This is a genomic window from Blastococcus sp. TF02A-30, from assembly GCF_003319185.1.
GTDB lineage: Bacteria > Actinomycetota > Actinomycetes > Mycobacteriales > Geodermatophilaceae > Blastococcus.
Genome location: NZ_QOHJ01000003.1, coordinates 153,795 through 179,903, shown reverse-complemented (window position 1 = coordinate 179,903; position 26,109 = coordinate 153,795). Strand labels below are relative to the sequence as shown.

Genomic DNA, 26,109 nt, shown 5'->3' with positions numbered 1-26,109 from the left:
CGCCACCGGACCCGGGAGGTCGTCATGGATCTCGCTGCCCGCTCCGCCCGTGAGGTGTACGAGGACCACCTGCGGGCGGCCGACGAGGGAGACCTGGAGGGCGACCTCGCCCGCAACGTCGCCGACGACGTCGTCGTCCTCACCGGGCGCGGGGTGTTCCGCGGTCACGAGGGCGTGCGGGAGCTGGCCCGGCAGCTGATGTCGGAGATCCCGAGCGGCCGGTGGACCTACACCACGCAGCTGGTCGAGGACCGGATGGCGTTCCTGGAGTGGACGGTCGACGAGGGGCCGTTCCGGATCCGCGACGGCGCCGACTCGTACCTGATCGAGGACGGCCGGATCCGGGTGCAGACCATCCACTACACGGTCGCGGACGAGCACGGGCGCGTGGTCATCGCTCCGGACGGCTCCCGCCCCGCCTGAGCGGCGGCCGTCGACCGCGCCCGTTCACCCGGCCGGGTGGAGCTCGCTCCCGTCGTCCACAGGAACCGGTCGGCACCGGGCCTCGGACTGCGCGGTTCTCTTACAGTCCCGGGCGTGGCGAGCGCTCTGGACGTCGTGGACGGCGAGGTCCGCGAGCTGATCCGCCGGCGCGGCCTGGACCCCTTCACCGACCCGGCTCCGGTGCGGGTGCTGGTGCGCGACGTCGTCGCCGACTACTCCGAGCGGGCGCTGACCTCTGCGCTGCCGCCGATCGGCGACGTCGAGTCGGTGGTCCGCGACGTGCTCGACCGGGTGGCCGGGTTCGGGCCGCTGCAGCGCTTCCTGGACGACCCCGAGGTCGAGGAGATCTGGGTCAACGAGCCGGGCCGCGTCTTCGTGGCCCGCCGGGGCCGCTCGGAGCTGACGACGACGATCCTGGCGCCGGGCGAGCTGGCCGACCTGGTGGAGCGGATGCTGCGCACCTCGGGTCGACGGATCGACATGTCGACCCCGTTCGTCGACGCGATGATGCCCGACGGTTCGCGGCTGCACGTGGTCATCCCGGACATCACCCGCCGGCACATGGCGGTCAACATCCGGAAGTTCGTGCTGCAGGCGCACTCCCTCGACGAGCTGGTCGCGCTCGGCACGATCACCTCGCAGGCCGCCCGGTTCCTGGAGGCGGCGGTCGCCGCGGGGCTCAACATCCTGGTCTCCGGCGGCACCCAGGCCGGGAAGACGACGCTGCTCAACTGCCTCTGCGCGGCGATCCCGGCCCGGGAACGGGTGATCACCTGCGAGGAGGTCTTCGAGCTGCGGGTGCCCCTGCCCGACGTCGTCGCGATGCAGACCCGCCAGCCCAACCTCGAGGGCGCGGGCGAGATCCCGCTGCGCCGGCTGGTCAAGGAGGCGCTGCGCATGCGGCCCTCCCGGATCGTCGTCGGCGAGGTGCGCCAGGAGGAGTGCCTGGACCTGCTGATCGCGCTCAACTCCGGCCTGCCCGGCATGTGCACGCTGCACGCCAACAGCGCCCGCGAGGCCGTGGTGAAGATGTGCACCCTGCCGCTGCTGGCCGGCGAGAACATCGGCACGTCGTTCGTGGTGCCCACCGTCGCCTCCAGCGTCGACCTCGTCGTCCACGTCGGCACCGACCCGTCGGGGCAGCGCCGGGTGCGCGAGATCGTGGCGCTGCCGGGTCGTGCCGAGGGCGGGGTCGTCGAGACCGCCGACGTGTTCACCACCCGGGACGGGCGGCTGGTCCGCGCCGAGGGCTTCCCGCCGCACCCCGACCGGTTCGCCGCCCGCGGCTTCGACCTCGCCGGGCTGCTGGCATGACGGAGTCCGGTGCGCTGCTGGGGCTGCTCCTCGGCATCGGCCTGCTGCTGATCTGGCGCAGCGGGCCGCGGGCGCCGCAGCGGTCCTCGACGGTGCGCCGCGCGGGTCGGCGGCAGCAGCTGATCGCCGCGGCCGGGCTCACCGGCATGAACGCCGCACAGCTGCTCGCGCTGCAGATCGGGCTCGGCGTCGTGGTCCTCGTCGTCGTCCTCCTCGCCACCGGCACGGTGACCGTCAGCCTCGTCTTCGGCCTGTTCGGCGTCCTGCTGCCCCACGCCCAGGTGCGCCGGCTGGCGGGCAAGCGGCGCGCGGACCTGCGGGAGGTGTGGCCCGAGGTGGTCGACAACCTGTCGTCGGCCGTGCGGGCCGGGCTCTCCCTCCCCGAGGCCCTGGGAGCGCTGGCCACCCGCGGGCCGGAGGTGCTGCGCCCGCCGTTCGCCCGGTTCGCCGCCCACTACCGCTCCAGCGGCCGGTTCGCCGAGGCGCTCGACCGGCTCAAGGACGACCTCGCCGACCCGGTGGGGGACCGGATCGTGGAGACGCTGCGGGTGGCCCGCGAGGTGGGCGGCACCGACCTGGGCCGGGTGCTGCGCACGCTGGCGACCTTCCTGCGCGAGGACGCCCGGGCCCGGGCGGAGCTGGAGACCCGGCAGGGCTGGGTGGTGTCGGCCGCGCGGCTGGCGGTGGCGGCTCCGTGGATCGTGCTGCTCCTGCTGGCGACCCAGTCGACGACGCTCACCGCGTACGACTCACCGACGGGGACGGTCGTCCTCGTCGCCGGCGGTGCGGTCTGCCTGCTCGCCTACCGGGTGATGCTGCGGATCGGGCGGCTGCCCGAGGACGTGCGGGTGCTGCAGTGAGCGGCCCTGTGCTCGGCATGCTGCTCGGCCTGACGGCGGCGTGCGGGCTGATCCTGGCGGTCCGGTTCGCTCCGCCGTTCCGGTCGGTCCGGCTGGTCGACCGGCTGGCGCCCTACGTGCACGACACCCCGCCGCCGTCGCGGCTGCTCGGCACCGCGACCGAACCGGGGCTGCTCACCGCCGTGCGCCGGGTGTTCGGCCCGGCCATCGGCGACGGCGCCCGGCTGGTCGACCGGGTGCTCGGCGGGCGCTCGGCGGTCCGGCGGCGGCTCGACGCGCTCGGCGGGGAGACGACCGTCGAGGACTTCCGGGTCGAGCAGGTGGTCTGGGGCGGGCTCGGGCTGCTCGGCGGCGTCGTCGTCTCCGGAGCCGCCTCGCTGTCGGCCGGTCGCCTCAACGTGCTGTCCGCCGGGCTGCTGTGCGTGGCGGGGCTCGTCGGCGGCGTCCTGGGCCGCGACTGGTGGCTGACCCAGCAGGTGTCGCGGCGCGAGGAGCTGCTGCTCGCCGAGTTCCCCGTCGTCGCCGAGCTGCTGGCCCTCGCGGTGACGGCGGGGGAGAGCCCGACCGCGGCCATCGCCCGGGTCACCCGGCTGTCCGGTGGCGAGCTGGCGCGCGAGCTCGGCGGCGCACTGGGCCGGGCGCGCGCCGGCGTGCCGCTGACGGAGGCCCTGCAGGAGGTCGCCGACCGCACCTCGCTGGACCCCTTGGCCCGCTTCATCGACGGGCTGCTCGTCGCCATCGAGCGGGGCACCCCGCTGGCCGAGGTGCTGCGCGCCCAGGCCGCCGACGTCCGCGAGGCCGGCAAGCGGCGGCTGCTCGAGGCCGGCGGCCGCAAGGAGATCGGGATGATGGTCCCGGTCGTCTTCCTGGTGCTGCCGGTCACCGTCCTGTTCGCCCTGTACCCGGGGCTGATCAGCATCGTGTCGCTCACGCAGTGAGCAGGAGAGAGGACGACCCATGCGTGCCTACGCATTCCTGACCGCCGCCCTGGCGGCGCTCGCCGAGCGGGCTCGCGACGACGATCCGGAGCGGGGCGACGTCCCCGGCTGGGTGATGATCACCGTGATGACGGCGGCGCTCGTGCTGGCGATCCTCGCCGTCTTCCAGGACGCGATCGTCGACGCGGTGACGAACGCGTTGAACTCCGTCACCGGCGCTGGTGGCTGAGCCGGCACGGATCGCGGACGACGGCGGCGAGCGCGGGAGCGCCGTCGTCGACTTCGTCATGGTCTCGCTGCTGATCATGACGCTGCTGCTGGCGGTGCTGCAGGTGGCCGTCTACGTGCACGTGCGCAACGTGGTGACCGCCAGCGCGCAGGAGGGCGCCCGGTACGCGGCCAACGCCGACGTCGACTCGGCGGCCGGGGCGGGGCGCGCGGTGGAGATCGTCGGCCGGGCGACCAGCGAGCGGACGGCGCGGGGGCTGTCGTGCTCGTCGGGGGAGGAGACGGATCCCACCGGGCTGACCGTGGTGGTCGTGCGCTGCTCGGGGTCGGTGCCGGCGCTGCTGGCGTCGCTGGGCGACCTGCTGCCGCTGGAGGCCACCGGCCGTGCGGTGAAGGAGGGCTCGTGAGGTGGCTGCGCGCCCGGCTGGGCAAGGTGGACGGCGAGCGCGGCTCGGCGCTGGTGGAGTTCGTCTTCATCGCGCTGGTGGTGTTCGTGCCGCTGGTCTACGTCGTCGCCGGGTTCTCGGCCGTGCAGCGCGGCGTGTTCGCGGCGAACGCGGCGGCGCGGGAGGCCGGCCGGGCGATGGGGACGGCGGCCGACCCGGTGAGCGGGCAGGAGCGGGCGCTGCGGGCGGCTGAGCTGGCGGTGGAGGACCAGTCGATCCGGCCGACGGACCTGCGGCTGGCGTTCGCGCCGGCGGGGGCGGGCTGCGACGCGGCGGGCGGCTACACGCCGACGCTGACGCCGGGGGAGGAGTTCTCGGTCTGCGTGACGGTGACCGTGCGGATCCCGATGCTGCCGGAATTCGTCGACGCCAACACCGCGACCGGGCAGTTCGTCGTCGAGCGCGACCGCTACGTCGACGGCTGAGCCCGCTCCTCGGGGGCGGACCGCCCGGACGCAGGCTGCCAGGATGCGGGTCGTGGACACCCTCGCGCACGCGTCGTCGGTCGTCGTCCGTTCGTCGCCGGAGGCGGTGTACGACCTGGTCTCGGACGTGACGCGGACCGGCGAGTGGAGCCCGGTGTGCCGGGCCTGCTGGTGGGACGACGGCGATGCGCCCCGGGTCGGCGCGCGGTTCACCGGGCGCAACGAGGTGCCGGGCCGGACGTGGGAGACCCGCAGCGAGGTCGTGGTCGCCGACCGCGGCCGGGAGTTCGCCTGGGTGGTCGGCGAGGGCTTCGTCCGCTGGGCGTTCACGATGGAGCCGGTCGAGGAGGGCACCCGGCTCACCGAGTCGTGGGAGTTCCTCCCCGCGGGCATCGCCCGGTTCCACCGGGTCTACGGCGAGGACGCCGACAACCAGATCGCCGAGCGGACCCGCATGGCGCACGAGGGCATCCCGGCAACTCTGGAGGCGGTGCGGCGGATCGCGGAGGCCGGCTGAGCGGCTCCCGGGACCGAGGGGACGACCGCGTCCCTCAGCCGGTGATGCGGAGGCACTCCGCGCAGCGGTCGCTGCCCGGCTCGGCCACCCAGTGCTCGTCGGCGCGGACGGTCACCAGGACGCCGCAGACCGACTGGTCGAGGCCATCGACGACCGGCCGCGCGACGGCGTGCCCGAGGGACGCGGCGTCCGGGGAGAAGGCCGCCGAGGCAGCGTAGGTGGTCGTCGCGGAGAGGGTCGCCGTCATGGGCGAGAGCCTGCCGGAGCGATGTGACGATCTGACTGCGGACGTCTGCCGATCGCGCTGCGGTCCGTCCGAGGAGGACCACCGCCGGCCGTCGACGGCTGAGCGGTCACAGGTCGAAGCGGACCACCACGGGGCGGTGGTCGGACGGCGGTTCGCCCGCCGCCCGGGCCGTCAGCTGCGGCCGCGAACCCATGCTGGGGACGTCGATGGGCACGGTCCGCGCCTCGCTCAGGCACGCGGCCAGGGCGTGCGAGACCAGCACGTGGTCGATGAGCTCCGGCCGTCCCTCGTGCATCCGCGACCAGTCGTCGGGTGGGTCCATCCAGTGGCCGGCCGCCCACAGCCGCTGCCGATCGCCGCGGTCGGGCCGGTCGAACCCGCCCGTGCCGAACTGCGACCCGGGCGGCCCCAGCAGCAGCTGGTTCGTCGCGGCGTCGGTCGTGTCGTTGAGGTCGCCGCACACCAGCAGCGGCCCGCCGGCCCAGTCCCCGGCCAGCTCGTCGGTCACCCACTCCCGCACCGCCGCGGCCTCGGCCGCCCGCCGGTTCAGGGCGTAGACGCCGTAGCGCGCCCGCTCGTCCTCGTCGCCGGTGCTGAATCGCCCACCGGGGAAGCTGAGCAGCTTGGACTTCAAGTGCGCGGTCAGCACCCGCACCTCGGCGTCGTCGCCGGTCCGGCAGGTCACCGCCAGCGCCCCGCGGCCCAGCTGCCGGATCGTCCGGCCGTCGTCGGCGACCTTCACCGGGGACAGCGACGCCGGCAGGTCCACCACCTCCGCGACGTCGACGAGCGGGTGCGGTGAGAGCCAGCCGACTCGGATCGGGTGGCTCTTCTCGAACCGCGTCGCCAGCGCCCCTCCCCAGTCGTCGCCGAGCCGGGAGCGGAGCAGCTCGAAGGACTCCTCGTCGCCGACCTCCTGCAGGGCGACGGCGTCCGGCGCCGCGTCGGCGATCACGCCGCAGAGCGCGTCGACCTTCGCGTCGAAGTCCGCCTGCTGGTCCGGCTCCGGCTGGAACAGGTTCTCCACGTTCCAGGTCATCACGGTGAACACCGCGGCCCCCACGACGGGGGCAGGACGGGCACCTGCCCGGCCGTCGGGGGAAGGGTAGATCCGGGACGGCCGGCGCGGGTCGAGCCGCCGCGCGACCGCATCCAGGAGCCCGGTACCGCCCTCTGAGGGTCGGGCAGCCACGCAGGCGGGATCCACCGACGCGACCCGGTCCCTGCCCCCGCGCCGGACCCTCGAGGGAGGTAGCCATGCGAGTCGACGGCCGGTGGGACATCGTCCAGAGCAACGGGTTCCGGGTGGCGGTGAACGTCGCGCAGCGCGGCGACCAGCTCGACGTGCAGGCGTCGCACTCCGGAGGGCGGGTGTTCAGCCTGCACCCCACGGCGGGGGTCGTCCGCGGCACGCACCTGGACATGACCATCGTCTGGAGCGACGGGTCGAAGGGGCAGTACACCGGCGACCTGAGGCCGAACAAGTTCGCGCTCCCCGGGTTCCACCTCGCCGGCGAGACCCGCGACCTGAACCACCCGACCAGCCGCGCCACCTGGTTCAGCGAGGGCCGGGACTTCCAGCCGGTGTGAGGGTCAGGGGGTGAAGACGCCCTCGAGCGCGGTGACGCTCCCGCCGACCGTGGTCAGCCGCACGTAGGTGGCGGCCTCCGGGTCGGCGGGCAGCGCCGAGGTGCCGACCAGGTCGGTGGCACCGGCGACCGGCACCTGGGTGAGGTCGGCCAGGTCCAGGTAGGCCAGCCGCGCGCCGTCCCGCACCGGCAGGGCGGTCACCGCGGCGTCGGCGTCGCGGACGTAGTACTGGGTGCACCAGGCGACCCCGAGGTCGGTGACGCCGTCCTCGGTGCAGGCCGCGGCGGCGTCGTCGCCCTCGAACCACTCGACCAGGTCGACCTCGACCGTGCCGGTGGCGGCGGAGCGGAGCACGCCGACGTGCTCGCCGTCGGGGAGGGCCGGGCCGGCGGAGGCAGTCTCGATCCGCGAGTCGACGGCGAAGCCCTTCCCGGTCCAGCGCAGCACGAGCGTGCCCTCGTGCGTGGGGCAGCAGGTCGGGTCGTCGCCGCCCACCGTCGGCCCGGTCAGCGTCACGGTGCCGGGTCCGGCGGCGACGTCCACGGCCGAGAAGCCGAGCTCGCCGCCGAGCACGCCGAGCGGACGCGGGGCGGAACCGGACAGGTCGAGGACGACGACCCGCTGCGAGGGCGCGGACACGGCTGCGGGGCAGGCGAGGGCGATCAGCGTCTCGGGCCGCCCGTCCGAGGTGACGTCGGCGGACGTCGTCGTCACGGTGGCGTCGTCCCAGTCGGCGGCCGGCAGGCCGTCGGCGAGCCACGCCTCGCGGCTGGGACAGCCCGCCGCGTCGTAGGCGACGGCCTTCCAGTCGACGCCCGTGACGACGACGGGCGTGCCGGTCACGACGTCGTCCGGTGCCGCGGGAGCGGCGATCGCCGACTGGCACGCGGCGGTCAGCGCGGCGCCCGCGAGGACGAGGGCGGCCAGCGCGGTGCGGCGCAGGTGACGGCGCGGACGGAGCTCCATGCCCGATCCATCGGGTACCCCGGAGTGGGGATTGACGGGATCTCACCCCTCGGGGGGAGACCGCCGTTCCGCGGCGGCCCGCTGCCACTCGCGGGGGCTCACCCCGAACGCGCCGCGGAAACGGCGTGCGAAGTGGCTGGGGTCGGCGAAGCCGGCCGAACGGGCCACCGCGGCGACCGGGCGCCGCCGCCCGGAGGGGGAGGCCAGCTCCGCCCGCGCCGCCTCCAGCCGCTGCTCGATCAGCCACTGCTCGAGCCGGACGCCGCCGGCGGCGCAGGCGCTGTAGAGCTGGCGCAGCGAGACGTTGTGCACGGCGGCCAACCGGGCCGGTCCCAGATCCGGCTCGCCCAGGTGCTGCCCGGCGTAGGTCAGGACCCGGCTGAGCAGGGTCTCCGCGCGGACCGCCGGCGCGAGCGCGGTGTCCCCGGCGGCGGACACCAGCAGCGCGCGCACCAGCTCGACGGTCGCCGTCCCGAGGGCGGCCGCTCCCGGCCCGGCGGCCAGCACGTCGCCCTCGCGAGCCAGCCGGTCCAGGTGGTCGCGCACCAGGTCGTGCAGCGGGCTGGCGGCCAGCCGCAGGGCCGCCGCGCGCACCACCGGCAGCGGCAGGCCGAGCTGCTCGACCGGCGCCTGGAAGGCGCGGGAGCCGCCCGTCCCCGACCAGGAGAAGCCGTACGGGGCGGTCAGGTCGTTGAGCATGAGCTGGCCCGGCCGCACCACGTGGTCGGTCCCGAACTGGCTGAACCGGGCCACCGTCCGCGTCTGCACGGCCAGCGCCACGATCTGCGGGCTCTCCATCCGCACGTGCCGAGGCGTGCGGACCAGCCGGAACCCCGAGGCGTCGGTGCTGAACACGTTCCCCCTGCCGAACTGCCACAGGTGCATGCGCGAGTGCACCCGTTCGTCCGGACCGAGGTGCTCGATGCGGCAGGGCACCGACGCGAGGTCGAACGCCCCCCGGAAGGCGCTCACCCGGTGCTCGGGCGCGACGGCGGCGGTGTCGAGGAGCAGCATCGGCGTCTCCCGGTGGAGGGACGTGCACGGCCCGGTCGCGCTCCCCGTCGAACGCGCCGACCAGCCTCGCAGACGACCGCCTCTCCAGGAACCGCCTCGCGCACGGGCCACCGTGCACCCAGGGGCCGGAGGTCTGCACGCACAGCCGATCAGCCGAGCCGGTCCGCTGCCAGGGTTCGCCGCATCGGATGGCCGACAGCCGAATCCACCGAGGGGGAGCGATGCCCACCACCACGACCGCCGACGGCACCCGGATCTTCTACAAGGACTGGGGGAGCGGGCAGCCCGTCGTCTTCAGCCACGGCTGGCCGCTGTGCGCCGACGCCTGGGACGGCCAGCTGTTCCACATGGCGAGCAACGGCTTCCGGGCCATCGCGCACGACCGGCGGGGGCACGGCCGCTCCGACCAGCCGTGGCAGGGCAACGACATGGACACCTACGCCGACGACCTCGCCGGGCTGATCGAGGAGCTCGACCTGCACGACGCCATCCTGGTCGGCCACTCGACCGGTGGGGGTGAGGTCACCCGGTACGTCGGCCGGCACGGGACGGCGCGCGTCGCGAAGGTGGTCCTGCTCGGTGCGATCCCGCCGACCATGCTGCGCACCGAGGCGAACCCGGACGGCCTGCCGATGGCGGTCTTCGACGAGATCCGCGCCGGTGTCCTGGGCAACCGGTCGCAGTACTACCGGGAGCTCGCCGTGCCCTTCTACGGCGGCAACCGGGACGGCGTCGAGCTGCCGCAGGGCGTGATCGACGACTTCTGGCGGATGAGCATGATGGCCGGCCTCGTGGCAGCCCACGACTGCATCGCGCAGTTCAGCGAGACGGTCTTCACCGACGACCTCGCGCAGATCGACGTCCCGGTGCTGGTCGCGCACGGCGACGACGACCAGATCGTGCCGTTCGCCGACTCCGCGCCCAAGACCGCGGAGCTGCTCAAGAACGCCGAGCTCAAGGTCTACCCCGGGCAGCCGCACGGCCTGACCGGGGCGCACGAGCAGGAGTTCAACGCCGATCTGCTCGCCTTCGCGCGGGCCTGAGAGGAGAACCGGCATGACCGAGATCCCCACCCCGCGCGCGTCCTCGGGCCCGGTCCCCGGTGCGCCGGACACCATCGTGCTCGTCCACGGCTTCTGGGTGACCCCCCGCAGCTGGGAGGAGTGGAAGGCGCACTACGAGGCCAAGGGCTACCGCGTCATCACCCCCGCCTACCCGGGCCTCCAGGTCGAGGTGGAGGCGCTCAACGCCGATCCGACGCCGATCGCCGAGCTGACCCTGCCCCCGATCGTCGAGTCGCTGTCGGCGGTGGTCGAGGCGCTGGAGAAGCCACCGATCCTCATCGGCCACTCCGCCGGCGGCACCCTCGTGCAGCTGCTCCTCGACCGCGGCTACGGCGCCTCCGCCGTCGTCCTCAACTCCGCGCCGACGGAGGGCGTGCGGGTGCTGCCGCTGTCGCAGCTGCGGTCGACCTTCGTGGCGTTCAAGAACCCGGCCAACCGGCACCGCGCGGTCGGGCTCAGCGAGGAGCAGTGGCGCTACGCGTTCACCAACACGTTCTCGGAGGAGGAGTCGCGGCGGCTCTACCAGCGGTACCACGTACCGGCCTCGGGACGGATCCTGTGGAGCTCCGTGCTCGCCAACTTCATGCCCGGCCCGCAGGACGCCGCCGTCGACTACGCCCGGCCCGACCGCGCGCCGCTGCTGTTCATCTCCGGCACCGAGGACCACATCATGCCGCCGAGCGTGCAGCGGTCGAACGTCAAGCACTACACGACCGGCGTGGTCGAGCACCGCGAGTACCCCGGCTTCGCGCACCTGCTCCCGGCGCAGGAGGGCTGGCAGGAGATCGCCGACGTCGCGCTGGAGTGGGCGGTCGCGCACGCCGGCACGAGGCCCGAGCCCGCCGGGGCGCAGTGACCGGCCTGCGGCTCACGCACGTCGGCGGCCCGACGCTGCTGATCGAGGTGGGTGGCTGGCGGCTGCTCACCGATCCGACGTTCGACGCCGCCGGCCGGAGGTACGCCTTCGGCTGGGGGACGTCGTCGCGGAAGGTGACCGGCCCGGCGGTACCGGCCGACGACGTGCTGCCGGTGGACGCGGTGCTGCTCAGCCACGACCACCACGCCGACAACCTCGACGACGCCGGCCGGGGGCTCCTGGCCGCAGCCGGCGCCGTGGTCACCACCGAGCCCGGCGCCCGTCGGCTCGGCGGGCACGCGCGGGGGCTGCCGCCCTGGGGGACGACGACGCTGACCGCGCCCGGCCGGGCACCGATCGAGGTGACCGCCACGCCGGCGCGGCACGGTCCGCCGCTGAGCCGGCCGGTCGTCGGCGAGGTCGTGGGGTTCGCGCTGCACCTGCCGGACCCGGACGGCGTGCTGTGGATCTCCGGCGACACCGTGTTCTTCGACGGGGTGCGCGAGGTGGCCCGGCGCTTCGACGTCCGCACCGCGGTCCTGCACCTGGGCGGGGTGCGGTTCCCCGTCAGCGGCCCGCTGCGGTACTCGATGACCGGCCGGGAGGCGGTGGAGCTGTGCCGGGAGCTGCGCCCGGCGACGGTCGTGCCCGTCCACTACGAGGGGTGGTCGCACTTCCGGCAGGGGCGGACCGCGGCGGAGCGGCAGATCGCCGAGGCGCCGGAGGAGCTGCGCCGGCTCTTCCGGTGGCTGCCACTGGGGCAGCCGACGGTGCTGGCGGCCGCCTGAGCGGCCGCCGGCACCGGTCCGCTCAGCCGCCGCGCTGGACCTCGGCCTGCACCACGCCGCGGACGGCGGTCAGCAGCGCCTGGTCGGAGGTGTCGCCGGACTCCAGGGCCGCCCGCGCCGCGTCCGGCAGCAGGCCCGGGTCCACCGTGTCCAGCCAGGCGACGTCGCCGGCCACCCGGCGGCCCACCTGGAGGCCCTCGCCGTCCCGGCGCAGCACGTACTCCTCGCCGTCGATCTCGCACGTCATGTCGTCGGTCATGGCCGACCCCTACCCCGGGCCGGCCCCGCGATACGCGCGGCGAGCCCGGAAGGCGCGAGGATGCCGGCGTGGACGAGGAGTTCTGCGAGGTCGTGGTCACCGCCGCGGACGCCGGCCGGCTGGCCGGGCTGACGCGCACGCTCGTCGAGGAGCGGCTGGCCGCCTGCGGGCACCAGATCGCCCCGATCCGGTCGGTCTACCGGTGGCAGGGCGCGGTGCACGACGAGGCCGAGGCGCGGGTCGCGCTGCACACCCGGCGGTCGCTGGTCGACGCGGTGACCGCCCGGGTCCGCGAGCTGCACGCCTACGACGTCCCCTGCGTGATCGCCCTGCCGCTGGTGGGCGGCAACCCCGACTACCTCGCCTGGATCGCGGAGGAGACGGTCGCGCCCGCCTGATTGCCGCTCACCCTTTGCGGGGAGAACCCTCCTGGCGACCTGTGGGCGCGGTCACGGTTGCCGATAGGGAACGGGACAGGGCACCGGCGAGGTGCCCCTCGAGGCCGGGGGAGACGTGGCAGCAGACGCGGGCGACGTGCAGCCGCCGCTCGACGTGCCGGAGAGCGAGGCGACTCGCGCCCGGGACGCCGGGCTGGTCGCGGCGATCGTCGACGCGCTGCCCTCGCCCACCGTGGTGCTCGACCCCGACGGCGTCATCGTCATGGTGAACCGGGCCTGGGAGCAGGACGGGCGCGACCACGGCGTGGCGATCCGGCCCGGCGCCGACTACTACGCCGAGGCCGTGGGGCTCGCCGACGACCCGGAGGGCCGCACGCTCGTCTCGGAGCTGCGCGAGCTGATCGCCGGTCTGCGGACCGAGGTGTCCATCGACCGCTCGATGCCCAGCCCGGGCGGCGGGGGCGGGCGGCTGTGGTTCCACGTGCAGGCCACCCGGGTCGGCAGCCGCGGGCACGTCGTCGTCACGCACACCGACGTCACCGCGCGGGTGCTCGCCGAGCGCGCCTCCTCCTGGCAGGCCCGGCACGACCACCTCACCGAGCTGCCCAACCGCGCCCACCTGCACGAGCTGATCGACCGCGAGCTCCAGCGCCCCGACCGTCCCGCCGTGGCGGTGCTGTTCCTCGACGTCGACGGCTTCAAGACGGTCAACGACTCCCTCGGGCACGAGGTCGGTGACGAGCTCCTCCGCCAGCTCTCGGCCCGGCTGCTCCGGGCCTCGCGCGGACAGGACACCGTGGGCCGGCTCGGCGGCGACGAGTTCGTCGTCCTGTGCCGCGACTGCGACACCGACGGCGCCGAGGTGCTCGCCGCCCGCTGCCACGCGGCGTTCGAGGAGCCCTTCCTCCTGGGCGGTCGCAGCCTGCGGCTGGGCGCGAGCATCGGCATCGCCGGCACCGCGCGCGGCGTCCGGCGCGGCGTCCGGTCCACCGATCTGGTCCGCGACGCCGACCTGGCCATGTACGCGGCCAAGGCTGCCGGGCGGGGCAGGGTCCGCGTGTTCAGCCCGGAGCTGCGCACCGCTGCCGAGCAGAAGATGCAGCTGGCCGCGGAGCTGCGGGACGCGATCGCCGGCGACCAGCTGGTCCTGCACTACCAGCCGATCCTGCACCTGCCCAGCCGCCGCTGCACCGGCGTGGAGGCGCTGGTCCGCTGGCAGCACCCCGAACGCGGGCTGCTGCCGCCGTCGGACTTCGTCCAGCTCGCCGCCCAGCACGACCTCATGCCCGACCTGACCCGGTGGGTGCTGCGCACCGCGACCGGGCAGGCGGTGGCGTGGGAGGCCGAGGGCCTGCCCCTGATCGTCGGTGTGAACATCGCCGCCGAGCACTTCGCCGGCGGCACGCTGGTCGACGACGTCGCCTCCGCGCTGGCGGGGTCCGGGCTGGCCGCCGACCGGCTGGTGGTGGAGCTGACCGAGACCAGCGTCGCCGAGGACCCGGTCGCGGCCGCGGCGCAGCTCGCCCAGCTGCGGGTGAGCGGCGTGGAGGTTTCCATCGACGACTTCGGGTGCGGGTTCTCCTCGATCAGCCAGCTGATGTCGCTGCCGGCGGGGTCGCTCAAGATCGACCGCAGCCTGGTCGCCGGAGCCGACCGGTTGACCAGCCAGTCCGCCGCGGCGATCAGCGCGGTCGTGGGGCTCGCGGAGGCGTTCGGGATGCGCAGCCTGGCCGAGGGGGTGGAGACCGCCGAGCAGCTCGCCGTCGTCTCCGCGCTGGGCTGCACGTTCGCGCAGGGCTTCCACATCGCCCGGCCGATGGCGGCCGGCGAGCTGGCCCGCTGGCTGCGCGAGACCTCCGCGGAGCGCTACGCCCGGTCGGGGGCCTGACCCTCAGCCCGGCTCGCCGCGCGCCTTCCGGCGGATGATCACCACGAGGTCCACGACGGCGACCGCGGCGGCGACCAGCAGCAGCACCCCGGGCCACGCCGGCAGGTCGGTGGCCAGCCAGCCGATGCCGCCCGCCAGGCAGACGACCAGCCCGAACAGGGCGAGCACCAGCCGCAGCGTCAGCGCCGACTGCGCCGGCGCCGCGCCACCGAAGCCGGCGGTGGGGTCGTGGTAGCCGGGGAGGCCGCGCTCGTAGTCCTCCCGGGAGCGGGGTCGCCGCGGCTCGTCCACGGCACGGTGACTACCCCTGGCGCGAGCGCACTACCCTGGCTAGACGTGGCAGCTGACTTCTCCGTCGTCCTGGACGAGCTCAACTCGACCCTCACGTCGATCGAGGCCGTTCTCGACGTCGACCAGCTGCGCCGGGAGGTCGCCGACCTGGAGCAGCAGGCCGCCGCCCCCGACCTGTGGGACGACGTCGAGGCCGCCCAGGCGCTGACCTCCAGGCTCTCCTACCTGCAGGGCGACCTGCGCCGGGTCGAGGAGCTGCGCGGCCGGCTCGAGGACGTCGGCCTGCTGCACGAGATGGCCGCCGAGGAGGGCGACGAGGCGACCACCGCCGAGGCCGAGCGGGAGCTGGAGAGCCTGCGCGCGTCGATCGACGAGCTGGAGGTCCGCACGCTGCTGTCGGGGGAGTACGACTCCCGCGAGGCGCTGGTGACCATCCGCTCGGAGGCGGGTGGCGTCGACGCCGCCGACTTCGCCGAGATGCTCATGCGCATGTACCTGCGGTGGGCCGAGCGCCACAAGTACCCGACCGAGGTGCTCGACATCAGCTACGCCGAGGAGGCGGGCATCAAGTCGGCCACCTTCTCGGTCAAGGTGCCCTACGCCTACGGCACGCTCTCGGTCGAGCAGGGCACCCACCGGCTGGTGCGCATCTCGCCGTTCGACAACCAGGGCCGCCGCCAGACCTCGTTCGCCGGTGTCGAGGTGCTGCCGGTCGTCGAGCAGACCGACCACGTCGACATCCCGGAGAACGAGATCCGGGTCGACGTCTTCCGGTCGTCGGGCCCGGGCGGCCAGAGCGTCAACACGACCGACTCCGCCGTCCGGATGACGCACATCCCCACCGGGATCGTGGTGTCCTGCCAGAACGAGAAGTCGCAGATCCAGAACCGCGCGGCTGCCCTGCGCGTGCTCCAGGCCCGGCTGCTGGTCGTGCGCCAGCAGGAGCAGAAGGCCGAGATGGACGCGCTCAAGGGCGAGGGCAGCAGCTGGGGCAACCAGATGCGCTCCTACGTGCTGCACCCGTACCAGATGGTCAAGGACCTGCGCACCGACTACGAGACCGGCAACACGACGGCGGTCCTCGACGGCGACATCGACGCCTTCATCGAGGCGGGCATCCGCTGGCGCCGCCAGCAGGAGACGGTGCCCGCCCCCTGAGCGCCGGGGCGGGTGTAGGGGACCTCACGAATCGCGGCCGGATCGGAGCCGGACGCAACCGTCCGTGACCGTCGTCCGCGTGGTTCGCCCCGACGTCGTGACACAGGGCGAGAACGACTCCCGGTAGTTCCGTGGCGAACGCCCGGTGGAGGGCCTCGGGACTAGTACCGTGGCGCCTCGTGATCGAAATGCAACACGTCACCAAGCTCTACCCGGCCAGCGGCCGGCCGGCCCTGGACGACGTGTCGACGGAGATCGACAAGGGCGAGTTCGTCTTCCTGATCGGGTCCTCCGGTTCGGGCAAGTCGACCTTCCTGCGGCTGCTGCTGAAGGAGGACGACCCCACCTCCGGGACCATCAAGGTCAACGGCCAGACGCTCAACACGCTGAGCAAGTGGAAGGTGCCCAAGCTCCGCCGCACGATGGGCTGCGTCTTCCAGGACTTCCGCCTGCTGCGCAACCGCACGGTCGCGCAGAACGTGGCGTTCGCCCTGGAGGTCATCAACAAGCCGCACCGCACGATCCGGCGGGTGGTGCCCGAGGTGCTGGAGATGGTCGGGCTGGAGGGCAAGGCCAACCGGCTGCCCAGCGAGCTCTCCGGTGGCGAGCAGCAGCGGGTGGCGATCGCCCGCGCGTTCGTCAACCGTCCGCTGGTGCTGCTGGCCGACGAGCCCACCGGCAACCTCGACCCCGAGACCAGCGAGGGCATCATGCTGCTGCTCGAGCGGATCAACCGCACCGGCACGACGGTGATCATGGCGACGCACGACTACCACATCGTCGACTCCATGCGCCGTCGCGTCATCGAGCTCAACGGGGGAGTCCTCACCCGCGACCAGTCGCGCGGCGTCTACGGCGTGGGCCGCTGACCGCGCCCCGCTGACCGGGCCTCTCCGAACTCCACGACAGGGAATCCATGCGCGTCAACTTCGTGCTCTCCGAGGTGGCCACCGGGCTGCGTCGCAACCTCACCATGACGGTCGCGATGATCCTCACCACGGCCATCTCGCTCGGGCTCATGGGCGTCGGTCTGCTCATCGGCGGACCCGGCGGGATGATCCCGAAGATGAAGGAGATCTACTACGACAAGGTCCAGGTCTCCATCTTCCTCACCGACGACGTCACCGACGAGCAGCGCGACGCGATCCGCGCCGAGCTCGACTCGTCGACCGAGGTGAAGAACTACATCTACGAGACCAAGGAAGAGGCCTACGAGCGCTTCCAGCAGCAGTTCAGCCAGCAGCCCGAGCTGGTCGAGAACACGCCGCCGGACGCGCTGCCCGAGAGCTTCCGCGTCGAGCTGGTCAACCCCGAGCGCTACCCGGTCATCGCCGAGGCGTTCCCCAGCGGGGAGAACGGCGTCGACCAGGTGCGCGACGAGGGGGAGTTCCTCGACCGGCTGTTCAGCCTGCTCAACGGGGCCCGCAACGCGACCCTCGCCGTGGCCGTCGTCCAGGCGCTCGCCGCGCTGCTGCTGATCTCCAACACCATCCAGCTGGCCGCCTTCAACCGCCGCAACGAGACCAACATCATGCGGCTGGTCGGCGCCTCGCGCTGGTACACGCAGCTGCCGTTCATCCTCGAGGCCGCGGTGGCCGGGCTCATCGGTGGTCTGCTCGCCGTCGGGGGTCTGGTGCTGACCAAGATCCTGTTCGTCGACAAGACGTTGGCCGGGCCGATCAAGGCCGGGATCATCACCGGCGTCGACTGGGGCCAGATCGCCACCACCGGCGCGATCATCACCGCCGCGGGCGTGGGCCTGGCCGCGGTGGCCTCCTACGTGACCCTGCGGCTGTACGTGCGGCTGTAGCCAGTTCGCCCTGCCGACGATCATGGAGCCGTGACCACGCCCGGGCCCGACCCGGTGGTCACAGCTCCATGATCGTCGTTGCGGGGGGCCAGTAGCCTGGGGTCATGCCGCGGGAACAGGGGCGCAAGCTCATCGCCCAGAACAAGAAGGCGCGGCACGACTACTCGATCCTCGACCAGTACGAGGTGGGCCTGGTGCTCACCGGCACCGAGGTGAAGAGCCTGCGTGCCGGCCGGGCCTCGCTCGTCGACGGCTTCGCCTCGATCGACGACGGCGAGGTGTGGCTCCAGCACGTCCACATCCCCGAGTACGTGCAGGGCACCTGGACCAACCACACGCCGCGCCGCAAGCGGAAGGTGCTCATGCACCGGGGCGAGATCGACAAGCTGGTCAGCAAGATCAAGGAGGGCGGGCTCACGCTCGTCCCGCTCGACATGTACTTCAAGGACGGCAAGGTCAAGGCCACCCTCGCACTGGCCAAGGGCAAGAAGTCCTACGACAAGCGGCACGACCTCGCCGAGCGGGACTCCCGCCGCGAGATCCAGAAGGCGTTCGGCCGCTACGTGAAGGGACGCCGGTGAGGGGTATCGCCTACGACCGCTTCGGCGGGGTCGAGGTCCTGCAGCTGCGCGACGACCTCCCCGAGCCGCCGGTCGGCCCGGACACCGTGCTGGTCCGCACCCGTGCCGCGGGCGTGAACCCGGTCGACATCGGCATCCGCGAGGGCGGCCTCGCCGGGTTCTTCCCGCACCACTTCCCGATCGTCCCGGGCTGGGACCTCGCCGGTGTGGTCGAGGCCGTCGGCCCCGCCGTCGTCGACTTCGCGCCCGGCGACGAGGTCTTCGGCTACCTGCGCCGCGACGACGTCCAGTGGGGGACGGCGGCCGAGCTGGTGCCCGCGCCGCAGCGCTGCCTGGCGCACAAGCCGGAGTCACTGTCGTTCACCGAGGCCGGGGCCGTGCCGCTGGCCGGGCTCACCGCCTACCAGGCGCTCACCGAGGCGCTGGCCGTCGGCGAGGGCGACCGCGTGCTCGTGCACCGCGCGGCCGGCGGCGTCGGCTTCTTCGCCGTCCAGATCGCCGTCGCGCTCGGCGCGCACGTCATCGGCACCGCCAGCCCGCGCAACCACGGCTTCCTCACCGAGGCCGGCGCCGCCGAGGTGCTCGACTACTCGGCCGGCCCGATCAGCGAGCAGTTGTCCGAGCCGGTCGACGCCGTGCTCGACCTCAACGGCGGCGACTCGCTGGCCGACGCCCCGAAGCAGGTGCGCGACCTCTCCCGCGTCGCCAGCGTCGTCGACCCGTCGGTGAACGAGATGGGCGGGCGCTACGTGTTCGTCCGCCCGGAGCGGCACGACCTCGAGGAGCTGGCCCGCATGGCCGACGCCGGGCAGCTGCGCGTCGCCGTCGCCAAGGCGTTCCCGCTGGAGCGGACGGCGGAGGCCCAGGAGCTGGTGGCCGGCGGTCACGTGCGCGGCAAGGTCGTCGTCACGCTCTGACCAGCGGGTGGGTCGTCCCGGTCAGAACTCCGGTTCCGGCATGAGTTCCCACACCTCCTGCGCGCAGCGGCAGGCGACGGCGATCCTCGCCGCCCACCGCAGCGCCTCCTCGCGGGAGGGGACGTCGACGACCGCGAACCCGCCCACGTGCGCCTTGCCCTCGGGGAACAGGCCGCGGGTGACCGAACCGTCGGTGCCGACGACGTCCGGTTCGCGGTCCTGCACCCCGCCGCCGAACACCCACACGCCCGCGCCCCTGGCCTCCTCGACCACCGTCATCGAGGCCCGCGCGACGTCAGGCAGGTCCTCGGCCGGGAAGGTCATCGACCCCTCGTCGAACGAGATCAGGTACCGGGGCATGCCGCTCCTCGTCGTCCGGGCGGCCTCTCGCCGCCACTCGTCGCGCATGACCGGCGGGGTCGGCGGAACTCATCGGCGGCCGAGTCGTCGCGTTCTGAGCTCGGTCGATACGGTCGGGTCGTGGGCAGCGTGGCAGCACCGGTCGACGACGCCGACGTCCCGCGGTACTGGCGGGAGCTGGGGCTGCCAGGGCTGGTCGACGTCCACGTGCACGTGCTGCCCGAGCCGGTGCAGGCGAAGGTGTGGCGCTACTTCGAGGCCGCCGGCACCCACTACGGGACCGAGTGGCCGGTCGCCTACCGGCTGCCCGTGGAGGAGCGGCTCGCCGTCCTCGATCGGCTGGGCGTGCGGGCCTTCCCCACGCTGCCGTACCCGCACAAGCCGGGCATGGCCGCCTGGCTGAACGACTGGTCGCACGACTTCGCCGCCCACCACCCGCAGGTGCTGCGGTCGGCGACGTTCTTCCCCGAGCCCGAGGCGCCGGGCTACGTCGCCGAGGCGCTCGACCGCGGCACGCGCATCTTCAAGGTGCACGTGCAGGTCGGCGCGTTCGACCCGCGGCACCCGCTGCTCGACCCGGTGTGGGCGCGGCTGGAGGAGACCGGCACACCGGTGGTCATCCACTGCGGCTCCGGGCCGCTGGCCGGCGAGCACACCGGCCCCGCGCCGATGACCGGGCTGCTGGAGCGCTTCCCGCGGTTGCGGCTGGTCATCGCCCACCTGGGCATGCCCGAGTACCGGGAGTTCCTCGACCTCGCCGAGCGGTACGAGCGGGTGCACCTGGACACCACGATGTTCGCCACCGACTTCACCGAGCGGCTGATGCCCTTCGATCCCGCCGACCGGCCGCGGTTGTCGGCGCTGCGTGCCAAGGTGCTCCTCGGCAGCGACTTCCCCTCGATCCCGTACCCGTACGCGCACCAGCTGCAGGCGCTGCACCGGCTGGACCTGGGGGAGGAGTGGCTGCGCGCCGTGCTGTGGGAGAACGGCGCCCGCCTGTTCGACCTGGAGGGCTGATGACCGCGACGGTGGCGCCGCGAGCGGTCGAGCGGGCCAAGGTGGCCGTCGGGGCGGCGTTCACCATCAACGGCCTGGCGATCGCCTCGTGGATCTCGCGGGTCCCGGCGGCCCGCGACCAGCTCGGCTCGAGCAGCTCGCGGCTCGGGCTGCTCCTGCTGTGCGCCTCGCTGGGGTCGGTTCTCGCCCTGCCCGCGTCGGGCGCGGTGGTGCACCGGCTCGGCCCCGCACGCAGCGCGTTCTGCGGCGGCTCGGTCAGCGTCACCGGCATGCTGGTCCTCGCCGCCGGCCTGACCGCGGGCGGCGCGCCGCTCGCCGCCCTGGGCCTGTTCCTGCTGGGCGCCGGCATCGCCTTCTGGGACGTGTCGATGAACGTCGAGGGCGCCGACGTCGAGCACCGGCTGGGGCGGGCGGTGATGCCTCGCTTCCACGCCGGGTTCAGCCTCGGCACGGTGGCCGGCGGGCTCGGTGGGGCCGCGGCGGCGGCGCTCGAGGTCTCACTGGCCGCCCAGCTGGTCGTGACCGCGGTGCTCGTGCTCGCCGCGCTCGCCGTCGCCACCCGGTCCTTCCTCCCGGTCGAGGAGGCGCCCGATCAGACGGCGGGGAGCCGGTCGGGGGCGAGCCGGGCCTGGCGGGAGCCTCGCACGCTGCTGCTCGGCCTGCTGGTGCTCACCTTCGCCTTCACGGAGGGCACCGCCTACGACTGGCTGGCCGTCGGCCTCACCGACGGGTACGGCGCGGGGGAGGTGCTGGCCGCCACCGGGTTCGCGATCTTCGTGGCGGCCATGACCGCCGTCCGCATCGTCGGGACGACGCTGCTCGACCGCTACGGCCGCGTCCCCGTCCTGCGGGCGGGCGCGGTCGCGGCGCTGGCCGGCGTGGTGCTGTTCGTGCTGTCGCCGAGCGCGCCGGTGGCGCTGGCCGGTGCTGTGCTCTGGGGCGCCGGCGCGGCGCTGGGTTTCCCGGTCGGCATGAGCGCCGCCGCCGACGAGCCGGCCCGGGCGGCGGCCCGGGTGTCGGTGGTCAGCTCCATCGGCTACACCGCGTTCCTGGCCGGGCCACCGCTCATCGGCTTCCTCGCCGACGCCACCGGCATCCTGCGGGCGATGCTGGTCGTCCTGGTGGCGCTCGCGGTCGGTGCGCCGGCGGTCGGTGCCGTGCGGCCCGCGGTCGCGCAGGGCAGGGTGGCGGCATGAGCATCCGGCTGACGGCGACCGTGCTCGGCACCCCCGACCCCCGGGCGCTGGCCCGCTTCTACCAGCGGCTGCTCGACTGGCCGATCCGCGACGACACCCCCGAGTGGGCCACGCTGCGTCCGGGCGACGGCCCGGGGCTGTCGTTCCAGCTGGAGGCCGACCACGTCCGGCCGGTGTGGCCGCCGCAGCCGGGCACCCAGCAGATGCAGCTGCACCTCGACCTCGAGGTCGACGACCTGGACGCGGCGTGCGCGCTCGCGGTCGAGGCGGGGGCCGAGCGGATCGGCGGCTACGACGACCCGGACGAGATGGTGCGGATCTTCGCCGACCCCGACGGCCACGTGTTCTGCCTGTTCGTCCCGCACGGGCCGAAGGAGGGGCGGTGACCCGCTTCCTGCTCACCGGCACCGTGCTGGACACGCCGGACCCGAAGGGCCTGGCGCTGTTCTACCAGCGGCTGCTCGGCTGGCCGCTGGCCGACGACGAGCCGGAGTGGGTGACGCTGCGGCCGGCCGACGGCGGCGCGGGGCTCTCGTTCCAGTACGAGGCCGACCATGTACCGCCGGTGTGGCCGGCCTCCGACGGCGATCCGCGCATGCAGCTGCACCTCGACATCGAGGTCGACGACCTGGCGGCCGCGGTCGAGGAGGCAGTGGCCGCGGGGGCGCGGGTGGCGGAGTTCCAGCCGCAGGACGACGTTCGCGTGTGCCTCGACCCGGCCGGGCACCCGTTCTGCCTCTGGGTGCGCTGAAACGGGGTGGACCCCGGCGGGCCGGCGTCCCTAGCCTTTCCGCCCGTGCCCGCCCTCCCGTCCCTCCCCGAGGGCTTCACCGCCCGGCCCCTCGCCGCCGACGACGTCCCCGCCGTGGCCGACCTGCTGGTCGCCGCCGAGCAGGTGGACGACACCGGCGAGTTCCCCGACGCCGACGACATCAGCGAGTGGTGGAGCGGCTGGGGCATCGACTTCCGCCGCGACGGGGTGGCCGTCACCGACGACGACGGTGCCCTGGCCGGCTACGCGACGGTGCTGGCCTCCCCGACCTACCGCGACGAGCAGCGCATCTACCTCGAGGGCCGGGTGCGGCCCGATCTGCGCGGCCGCGGCCTGGGTCGGGCGCTGCTGGACTGGCAGCTGGCGCGCGGCGCGCAGCTGCGCGCCGAGCGGTACCCGGAGGTGCCGACCCGCCTGGTCGTCGAGGTGCACGGCACCATGCCGGCGCTGGAGCGGCTGGCCGCCCGCGCCGGGCTGACCGCCGAGCGCTGGTACCGGTCGATGGAGCGCTCGCTGCACGCGCTGCCCGAGCCCCGCCCGGTCGACGGCGTGCGCCTGGTGCCCTTCGACGCCGCGCGTGACGACGAGGTGCGACGGGCGCACAACGCCGCGTTCACCGAGCACCACGGCTCGAGCGAGCGGGATCCGGACACCTGGCGGCGGCTGTTCACCGGCACCCGCGCCTTCCGGCCCGACCTCTCCGTGCTCGCCCTCGAGGACGGCGCCGTGGTCGGCTACGTGCTCGCCTCGGTGTTCGAGGCCGACACCGAGGCCCGCGGGTACCGCGAGGTGCACTTCGGCCAGATCGGCGTGCTACCCGCGGCCCGCGGCCGGGGGCTGGCCTCGGCCATGATCGCCACCGCGCTGCGGGAGGCGGTCGGGCACGAGTGCGCCAGCGCCGCCCTCGAGGTGGACAGCGACAACGTCACCGGAGCGCTGCGCCTCTACGAGGGCCTCGGCTTCGGCACCGCCCGCACCCGCGTCTCCTGGTCGGTGCCGCTCCCGCCCGCGGCCACTGGCTAGGGTGCGGCGCATGGTCAGCGCCGATCACTTCGACCCCGCCCTCGTCGGCCGCGCGCACCGCGCGATCGACCCGCTGCACTCGCAGCTGTACTTCGCGCCGGAGCAGGACGAGCACCTCAGCGCGCTCGGGCTGAAGCCGGGGCGGATGTCCTACTTCGCCGCGCGGTCGGCGCCGATGGGTGCGGTCGGCGCCGGGGTGGTCACCGCGACCTTCTACAACTTCTCGCCGTCGCTGGTCGCGCACATGATCCCGCGGGCGTGGACGCTGGCCTCGCCGGAGCAGGTGCTCGCGGCCCGGCTGGACGCCGCCCGCGCCTCGCTCACCCGGCTGCTCGGTGACGCCGCGTCGTCCGAGGCCGTCCCCGAGCTGGCCGGGCTGCTGCGGGAGGCCGCCGACGGGCTGTCCACCGAGGGCCGGCCGCTGTTCGCCGGGCACGCCGACCTGCCCTGGCCCGAGGAGCCGCTGCTTGCCCTGTGGCACGGGGCGTCGCTGCTGCGCGAGCACCGCGGCGACGGGCACGTCGCCGTCCTGCTGCACGCCGGGCTCACCGGGCTCGAGGCGCTGATCACCCACTGCGCCACCGGCCGGGGGTTCACCGATGCCGCCGCCAAGGCCACCCGCGGGTGGAGCGACGAGCAGTGGGCCGCCGCCTGCGGCGCGCTGGCCGAGCGCGGCCTGCTCGACGACGCCGGGCTGACCGCTGAAGGGGAGGAGCTGCGGGCGCGCATCGAGGTGCAGACCGACGCGCTGGCCGCCGACCCGTGGCTGACGCTCGGCGCGGAGAAGACCGCCCGGGTGGTGGAGCTCGGCAAGGGGCTCTCGCGCCGGCTCGCCGAGAACGGCGCCTTCGGGCAGGGCATCTTCGGTCGCTGACGCGGGCCGCCTGCCCTACGTTCGGAGGCACTTCCAGCACGGGGAGGCGCCATGACCGCGACGGAGCGGGCACAGGGACCACGGACCGACGTCGACGCCGCCTTCCGCGGCAGCGCCACCTACCGGAGCCTGGGGGAGCAGGAACTCAGCCCGGCCGAGGAACGCTTCGAGAAGGCCCGCCGCACCGTCGGGTTGTTCCTGGCGCCGGTGGTCACGATCGTCTTCGCGTTCGTGCCGATCGACCTGCCGCGGGACCAGCACCTGCTGGCCGCGGTGCTGCTCGGCGTCATCGTCCTGTGGATCACCGAGCCGGTGCCGATCCCGGTGGGCGGCCTCATCGGTGTCGCCGCGATCGTCGTCCTCGGGGTGGTGCCGGCGGACGACGCCCTGGCGCCCTTCGGCTCGACGACGGTCTTCACCTTCATCGGCGCGTTCATCCTCGCCGCGGCCATGCTCAAGCACGGTGTGGCCCGCCGCTTCGCGATGTTCATCCTGTCGCTGAAGTGGGTCGGTGCATCCACCGCGCGGGTGGTCATCGCGTTCGGGTTCATCACCGCCGTGCTGTCGGCCTTCGTCTCCAACACCGCCACCGTGGCCATGCTGCTGCCGACGGCGATCGGCATCCTGTCGGTCATCGCCAAGCTGCTCCAGGCCAAGGAGCTGGTGAAGCCGGACTTCGACCCGCTCCGGCTCCGCGTCGGCGTCGCGCTGATGCTGATGCTGGCCTACGGCGCCGGCGTGGGGGGCCTGCTCACCCCGGTCGGCAGCCCGCCCAACCTGATCGGCCGGGGGCTGATCGAGGAGGCGACCGGCGAGCGCATCGGCTTCCTCGACTGGATGCTCATGGCGCTGCCGATCTGCGCCCTGATGTTCGTGGCGCTGACCGTCATCCTGCTGCTGCTGAACAAGCCGGAGATCAAGCGGATCGAGGGCGTGCACGAGTACGTGCAGCAGGAGCGGGCCGACCTCGGTCCCTTCTCCGGGGCCGAGCGCAACACCCTCATCGCGTTCGGCATCACCGTGGTGCTGTGGATCTTCCCCGGCGTCATCGCGCTGACCGCCGGCACGGACTCCGACCTCTACGGCACGATCAGCGACCGGCTCGACGAGGGCATCGTCGCCGTACTCGGCGCCTCGCTGCTGTTCCTGCTGCCCACCGACTGGAAGTCGCGGGAGTTCACGCTGAACTGGAGCGACGCCGCGAAGATCGACTGGGGCACGATCTTGCTGTTCGGCACCGGCATCATCTTCGGGTCGCTGCTGGCCAGCACCGGGTTGGCCGAACGGATCGGCCAGGCGTCCGCGGACTCCCTCGGGCTCACCAGCACGTTCGGGATCACGGTCTTCGCCGTCATCCTGGCCATCGTCATCAGCGAGACGACGTCGAACACCGCGTCGGCCGCCGTCGTGGTCCCGATCATCATCCCGGTGGCCGTGGCTGCGGGGATCAACCCGTTCGTGCCGGCGCTGGCGGCCACCTTCGCCGCCTCGTTCGGCTTCATGCTCCCGGTGTCCACGCCGCAGAACGCGATCGCCTACGGCTCGGGCGTTGTGCCGATCACCAAGATGATCCGGTCGGGCGCCTCGTTCGACGTCCTGGGCGCCCTCCTCATCGTGCTGCTCCTGCCCCTGCTGGTCGACCTGGTGCTCGGCAGCGTCGGCGGCTGACGCCGCCGGGAGCATCGCAGCGAGCTCTGCGAGCGAGGAGCGGACCGGGGGCGGAAGCCGACCGGTGACACGGAGGCTGACGCCGGAGTTCACCCCTTCGGAGCCCGGTGTCTGCCCCACCCGGGCACGCGCGTGGGACCATGGACGACGGCCCGCGCGACGGACGCGGGCGCGGACAGGGAGGAGCAGCCATGCGCAGC

At 73.8% G+C, this 26,109-nt stretch carries 33 protein-coding genes; 26 read left to right on the top strand and 7 right to left on the bottom strand.

What is annotated here, in order from left to right; genetic code table 11:
* Nucleotides 1-24 precede the first annotated feature (24 nt).
* From DQ241_RS08000 to DQ241_RS07965, 8 genes are all read left to right on the top strand, one after another.
* Nucleotides 25-423, top strand: a complete 399-nt coding sequence (locus tag DQ241_RS08000; protein ID WP_113829654.1) for a nuclear transport factor 2 family protein — start codon at nt 25-27, stop codon at nt 421-423.
* Between the two features lie 114 nt (nt 424-537).
* Complete coding sequence (locus tag DQ241_RS07995) at nt 538-1,758, top strand: CpaF family protein (RefSeq protein ID WP_233492304.1); 1,221 nt, start codon at nt 538-540, stop codon at nt 1,756-1,758.
* Entirely contained in the window at nt 1,755-2,618 is an 864-nt protein-coding gene (locus DQ241_RS07990) for a type II secretion system F family protein (RefSeq protein ID WP_113829653.1), read from the top strand. Before DQ241_RS07995 ends, DQ241_RS07990 begins: the two co-directional genes overlap by 4 nt.
* Complete coding sequence (locus tag DQ241_RS07985) at nt 2,615-3,556, top strand: type II secretion system F family protein (RefSeq protein ID WP_199584203.1); 942 nt, start codon at nt 2,615-2,617, stop codon at nt 3,554-3,556. Before DQ241_RS07990 ends, DQ241_RS07985 begins: the two co-directional genes overlap by 4 nt.
* A gap of 19 nt (nt 3,557-3,575) precedes the next feature.
* Nucleotides 3,576-3,785, top strand: a complete 210-nt coding sequence (locus tag DQ241_RS07980; RefSeq protein ID WP_113829652.1) for a hypothetical protein — start codon at nt 3,576-3,578, stop codon at nt 3,783-3,785.
* On the top strand, nt 3,778-4,191 hold the full coding sequence (locus tag DQ241_RS07975; protein ID WP_233492303.1) for a TadE family protein: 414 nt from the start codon (nt 3,778-3,780) through the stop codon (nt 4,189-4,191). Before DQ241_RS07980 ends, DQ241_RS07975 begins: the two co-directional genes overlap by 8 nt.
* The gene (locus DQ241_RS07970) at nt 4,188-4,655 is read left to right on the top strand and encodes a hypothetical protein (protein ID WP_113829651.1); all 468 of its coding nucleotides are present in this window, start codon (nt 4,188-4,190) and stop codon (nt 4,653-4,655) included. The genes DQ241_RS07975 and DQ241_RS07970 overlap by 4 nt, the downstream gene beginning before the upstream one ends.
* 52 nt (nt 4,656-4,707) lie before the next feature.
* The gene (locus DQ241_RS07965) at nt 4,708-5,172 is read left to right on the top strand and encodes an SRPBCC family protein (RefSeq protein ID WP_199584201.1); all 465 of its coding nucleotides are present in this window, start codon (nt 4,708-4,710) and stop codon (nt 5,170-5,172) included.
* 34 nt (nt 5,173-5,206) lie between these two features.
* Here DQ241_RS07965 and DQ241_RS07960 read toward each other — a convergent pair whose 3' ends face one another.
* Nucleotides 5,207-5,419, bottom strand: a complete 213-nt coding sequence (locus tag DQ241_RS07960) for a hypothetical protein (RefSeq protein WP_113829649.1) — start codon at nt 5,417-5,419, stop codon at nt 5,207-5,209.
* 106 nt (nt 5,420-5,525) lie between these two features.
* Nucleotides 5,526-6,458 (bottom strand): endonuclease/exonuclease/phosphatase family protein, encoded by a 933-nt coding sequence (locus DQ241_RS07955; protein ID WP_233492337.1) that lies wholly within the window; start codon nt 6,456-6,458, stop codon nt 5,526-5,528.
* A gap of 218 nt (nt 6,459-6,676) precedes the next feature.
* Between DQ241_RS07955 and DQ241_RS07950 the strand changes: the two genes are divergently transcribed.
* Complete coding sequence (locus DQ241_RS07950) at nt 6,677-7,009, top strand: hypothetical protein (protein WP_113829647.1); 333 nt, start codon at nt 6,677-6,679, stop codon at nt 7,007-7,009.
* A gap of 3 nt (nt 7,010-7,012) precedes the next feature.
* Here the strand turns inward: DQ241_RS07950 and DQ241_RS07945 are convergent, their stop codons facing one another.
* Together DQ241_RS07945 and DQ241_RS07940 are read right to left on the bottom strand one after the other, a co-directional pair.
* Entirely contained in the window at nt 7,013-7,975 is a 963-nt protein-coding gene (locus DQ241_RS07945; protein WP_113829646.1) for a hypothetical protein, read from the bottom strand.
* A gap of 42 nt (nt 7,976-8,017) precedes the next feature.
* On the bottom strand, nt 8,018-8,989 hold the full coding sequence (locus tag DQ241_RS07940; protein ID WP_113829645.1) for a helix-turn-helix domain-containing protein: 972 nt from the start codon (nt 8,987-8,989) through the stop codon (nt 8,018-8,020).
* Between the two features lie 221 nt (nt 8,990-9,210).
* Here DQ241_RS07940 and DQ241_RS07935 point away from each other — a divergent pair, with 221 nt between their 5' ends.
* Genes DQ241_RS07935 through DQ241_RS07925 form a run of 3 tightly spaced genes read left to right on the top strand, consistent with a single transcriptional unit; the run spans nt 9,211 to nt 11,697 of the window.
* Entirely contained in the window at nt 9,211-10,032 is an 822-nt protein-coding gene (locus DQ241_RS07935) for an alpha/beta fold hydrolase (RefSeq protein ID WP_113829644.1), read from the top strand.
* Nucleotides 10,033-10,045: 13 nt separating this feature from the next.
* Nucleotides 10,046-10,909: an alpha/beta hydrolase gene (locus DQ241_RS07930; RefSeq protein ID WP_113829643.1), complete on the top strand. Its 864-nt coding sequence runs from the start codon at nt 10,046-10,048 to the stop codon at nt 10,907-10,909.
* Complete coding sequence (locus tag DQ241_RS07925; protein ID WP_113829946.1) at nt 10,906-11,697, top strand: MBL fold metallo-hydrolase; 792 nt, start codon at nt 10,906-10,908, stop codon at nt 11,695-11,697. The genes DQ241_RS07930 and DQ241_RS07925 overlap by 4 nt, the downstream gene beginning before the upstream one ends.
* A 22-nt stretch (nt 11,698-11,719) precedes the next feature.
* Here DQ241_RS07925 and DQ241_RS07920 read toward each other — a convergent pair whose 3' ends face one another.
* Nucleotides 11,720-11,956 (bottom strand): hypothetical protein, encoded by a 237-nt coding sequence (locus DQ241_RS07920; RefSeq protein WP_113829642.1) that lies wholly within the window; start codon nt 11,954-11,956, stop codon nt 11,720-11,722.
* Between the two features lie 68 nt (nt 11,957-12,024).
* Here DQ241_RS07920 and cutA point away from each other — a divergent pair, with 68 nt between their 5' ends.
* Both cutA and DQ241_RS07910 read left to right on the top strand, forming a co-directional pair.
* The gene (gene cutA / locus DQ241_RS07915) at nt 12,025-12,354 is read left to right on the top strand and encodes a divalent-cation tolerance protein CutA (RefSeq protein ID WP_113829641.1); all 330 of its coding nucleotides are present in this window, start codon (nt 12,025-12,027) and stop codon (nt 12,352-12,354) included.
* A 115-nt stretch (nt 12,355-12,469) separates the two neighbouring features.
* A complete protein-coding gene (locus tag DQ241_RS07910) occupies nt 12,470-14,242 on the top strand; it encodes a bifunctional diguanylate cyclase/phosphodiesterase (RefSeq protein ID WP_113829640.1) in 1,773 nt (590 codons plus the stop codon).
* Nucleotides 14,243-14,245: 3 nt separating this feature from the next.
* Here DQ241_RS07910 and DQ241_RS07905 read toward each other — a convergent pair whose 3' ends face one another.
* Complete coding sequence (locus DQ241_RS07905) at nt 14,246-14,533, bottom strand: DUF6343 family protein (protein WP_113829639.1); 288 nt, start codon at nt 14,531-14,533, stop codon at nt 14,246-14,248.
* 45 nt (nt 14,534-14,578) lie between these two features.
* Here DQ241_RS07905 and prfB point away from each other — a divergent pair, with 45 nt between their 5' ends.
* The 5 genes from prfB to DQ241_RS07880 all read left to right on the top strand — a co-directional run bounded on the left by prfB (nt 14,579) and on the right by DQ241_RS07880 (nt 18,999).
* On the top strand, nt 14,579-15,691 hold the full coding sequence (gene prfB / locus DQ241_RS07900) for a peptide chain release factor 2 (RefSeq protein ID WP_113829638.1): 1,113 nt from the start codon (nt 14,579-14,581) through the stop codon (nt 15,689-15,691).
* Nucleotides 15,692-15,870: 179 nt separating this feature from the next.
* Complete coding sequence (ftsE, locus tag DQ241_RS07895; RefSeq protein WP_113829637.1) at nt 15,871-16,560, top strand: cell division ATP-binding protein FtsE; 690 nt, start codon at nt 15,871-15,873, stop codon at nt 16,558-16,560.
* 47 nt (nt 16,561-16,607) lie between these two features.
* Nucleotides 16,608-17,501 carry a permease-like cell division protein FtsX gene (gene ftsX, locus DQ241_RS07890; protein WP_113829636.1) on the top strand — a complete coding sequence of 298 codons (894 nt, stop codon included), beginning with the start codon at nt 16,608-16,610 and terminating at the stop codon, nt 17,499-17,501.
* Nucleotides 17,502-17,605: 104 nt separating this feature from the next.
* Entirely contained in the window at nt 17,606-18,082 is a 477-nt protein-coding gene (smpB, locus tag DQ241_RS07885) for an SsrA-binding protein SmpB (protein ID WP_113829635.1), read from the top strand.
* A complete protein-coding gene (locus tag DQ241_RS07880) occupies nt 18,079-18,999 on the top strand; it encodes an NADP-dependent oxidoreductase (protein WP_113829634.1) in 921 nt (306 codons plus the stop codon). The genes smpB and DQ241_RS07880 overlap by 4 nt, the downstream gene beginning before the upstream one ends.
* 21 nt (nt 19,000-19,020) lie before the next feature.
* Here the strand turns inward: DQ241_RS07880 and DQ241_RS07875 are convergent, their stop codons facing one another.
* Nucleotides 19,021-19,359: a YciI family protein gene (locus tag DQ241_RS07875; RefSeq protein WP_113829633.1), complete on the bottom strand. Its 339-nt coding sequence runs from the start codon at nt 19,357-19,359 to the stop codon at nt 19,021-19,023.
* Between the two features lie 120 nt (nt 19,360-19,479).
* Here DQ241_RS07875 and DQ241_RS07870 point away from each other — a divergent pair, with 120 nt between their 5' ends.
* Genes DQ241_RS07870 through DQ241_RS07840 form a run of 7 tightly spaced genes read left to right on the top strand, consistent with a single transcriptional unit; the run spans nt 19,480 to nt 25,909 of the window.
* Nucleotides 19,480-20,376: an amidohydrolase family protein gene (locus tag DQ241_RS07870; protein WP_199584199.1), complete on the top strand. Its 897-nt coding sequence runs from the start codon at nt 19,480-19,482 to the stop codon at nt 20,374-20,376.
* Nucleotides 20,376-21,572, top strand: coding sequence for an MFS transporter (locus DQ241_RS07865; protein WP_113829632.1), 1,197 nt, complete (start codon nt 20,376-20,378; stop codon nt 21,570-21,572). The genes DQ241_RS07870 and DQ241_RS07865 overlap by 1 nt, the downstream gene beginning before the upstream one ends.
* Nucleotides 21,569-21,958: a VOC family protein gene (locus tag DQ241_RS07860; protein ID WP_199584197.1), complete on the top strand. Its 390-nt coding sequence runs from the start codon at nt 21,569-21,571 to the stop codon at nt 21,956-21,958. Before DQ241_RS07865 ends, DQ241_RS07860 begins: the two co-directional genes overlap by 4 nt.
* The gene (locus tag DQ241_RS07855; RefSeq protein WP_233492302.1) at nt 21,955-22,323 is read left to right on the top strand and encodes a VOC family protein; all 369 of its coding nucleotides are present in this window, start codon (nt 21,955-21,957) and stop codon (nt 22,321-22,323) included. The genes DQ241_RS07860 and DQ241_RS07855 overlap by 4 nt, the downstream gene beginning before the upstream one ends.
* A gap of 45 nt (nt 22,324-22,368) precedes the next feature.
* Nucleotides 22,369-23,367 (top strand): GNAT family N-acetyltransferase, encoded by a 999-nt coding sequence (locus DQ241_RS07850; RefSeq protein WP_113829631.1) that lies wholly within the window; start codon nt 22,369-22,371, stop codon nt 23,365-23,367.
* 10 nt (nt 23,368-23,377) lie between these two features.
* Entirely contained in the window at nt 23,378-24,241 is an 864-nt protein-coding gene (locus DQ241_RS07845) for a hypothetical protein (protein ID WP_113829942.1), read from the top strand.
* A 51-nt stretch (nt 24,242-24,292) separates the two neighbouring features.
* Entirely contained in the window at nt 24,293-25,909 is a 1,617-nt protein-coding gene (locus tag DQ241_RS07840; RefSeq protein WP_113829630.1) for a DASS family sodium-coupled anion symporter, read from the top strand.
* Nucleotides 25,910-26,109: the final 200 nt, after the last annotated feature.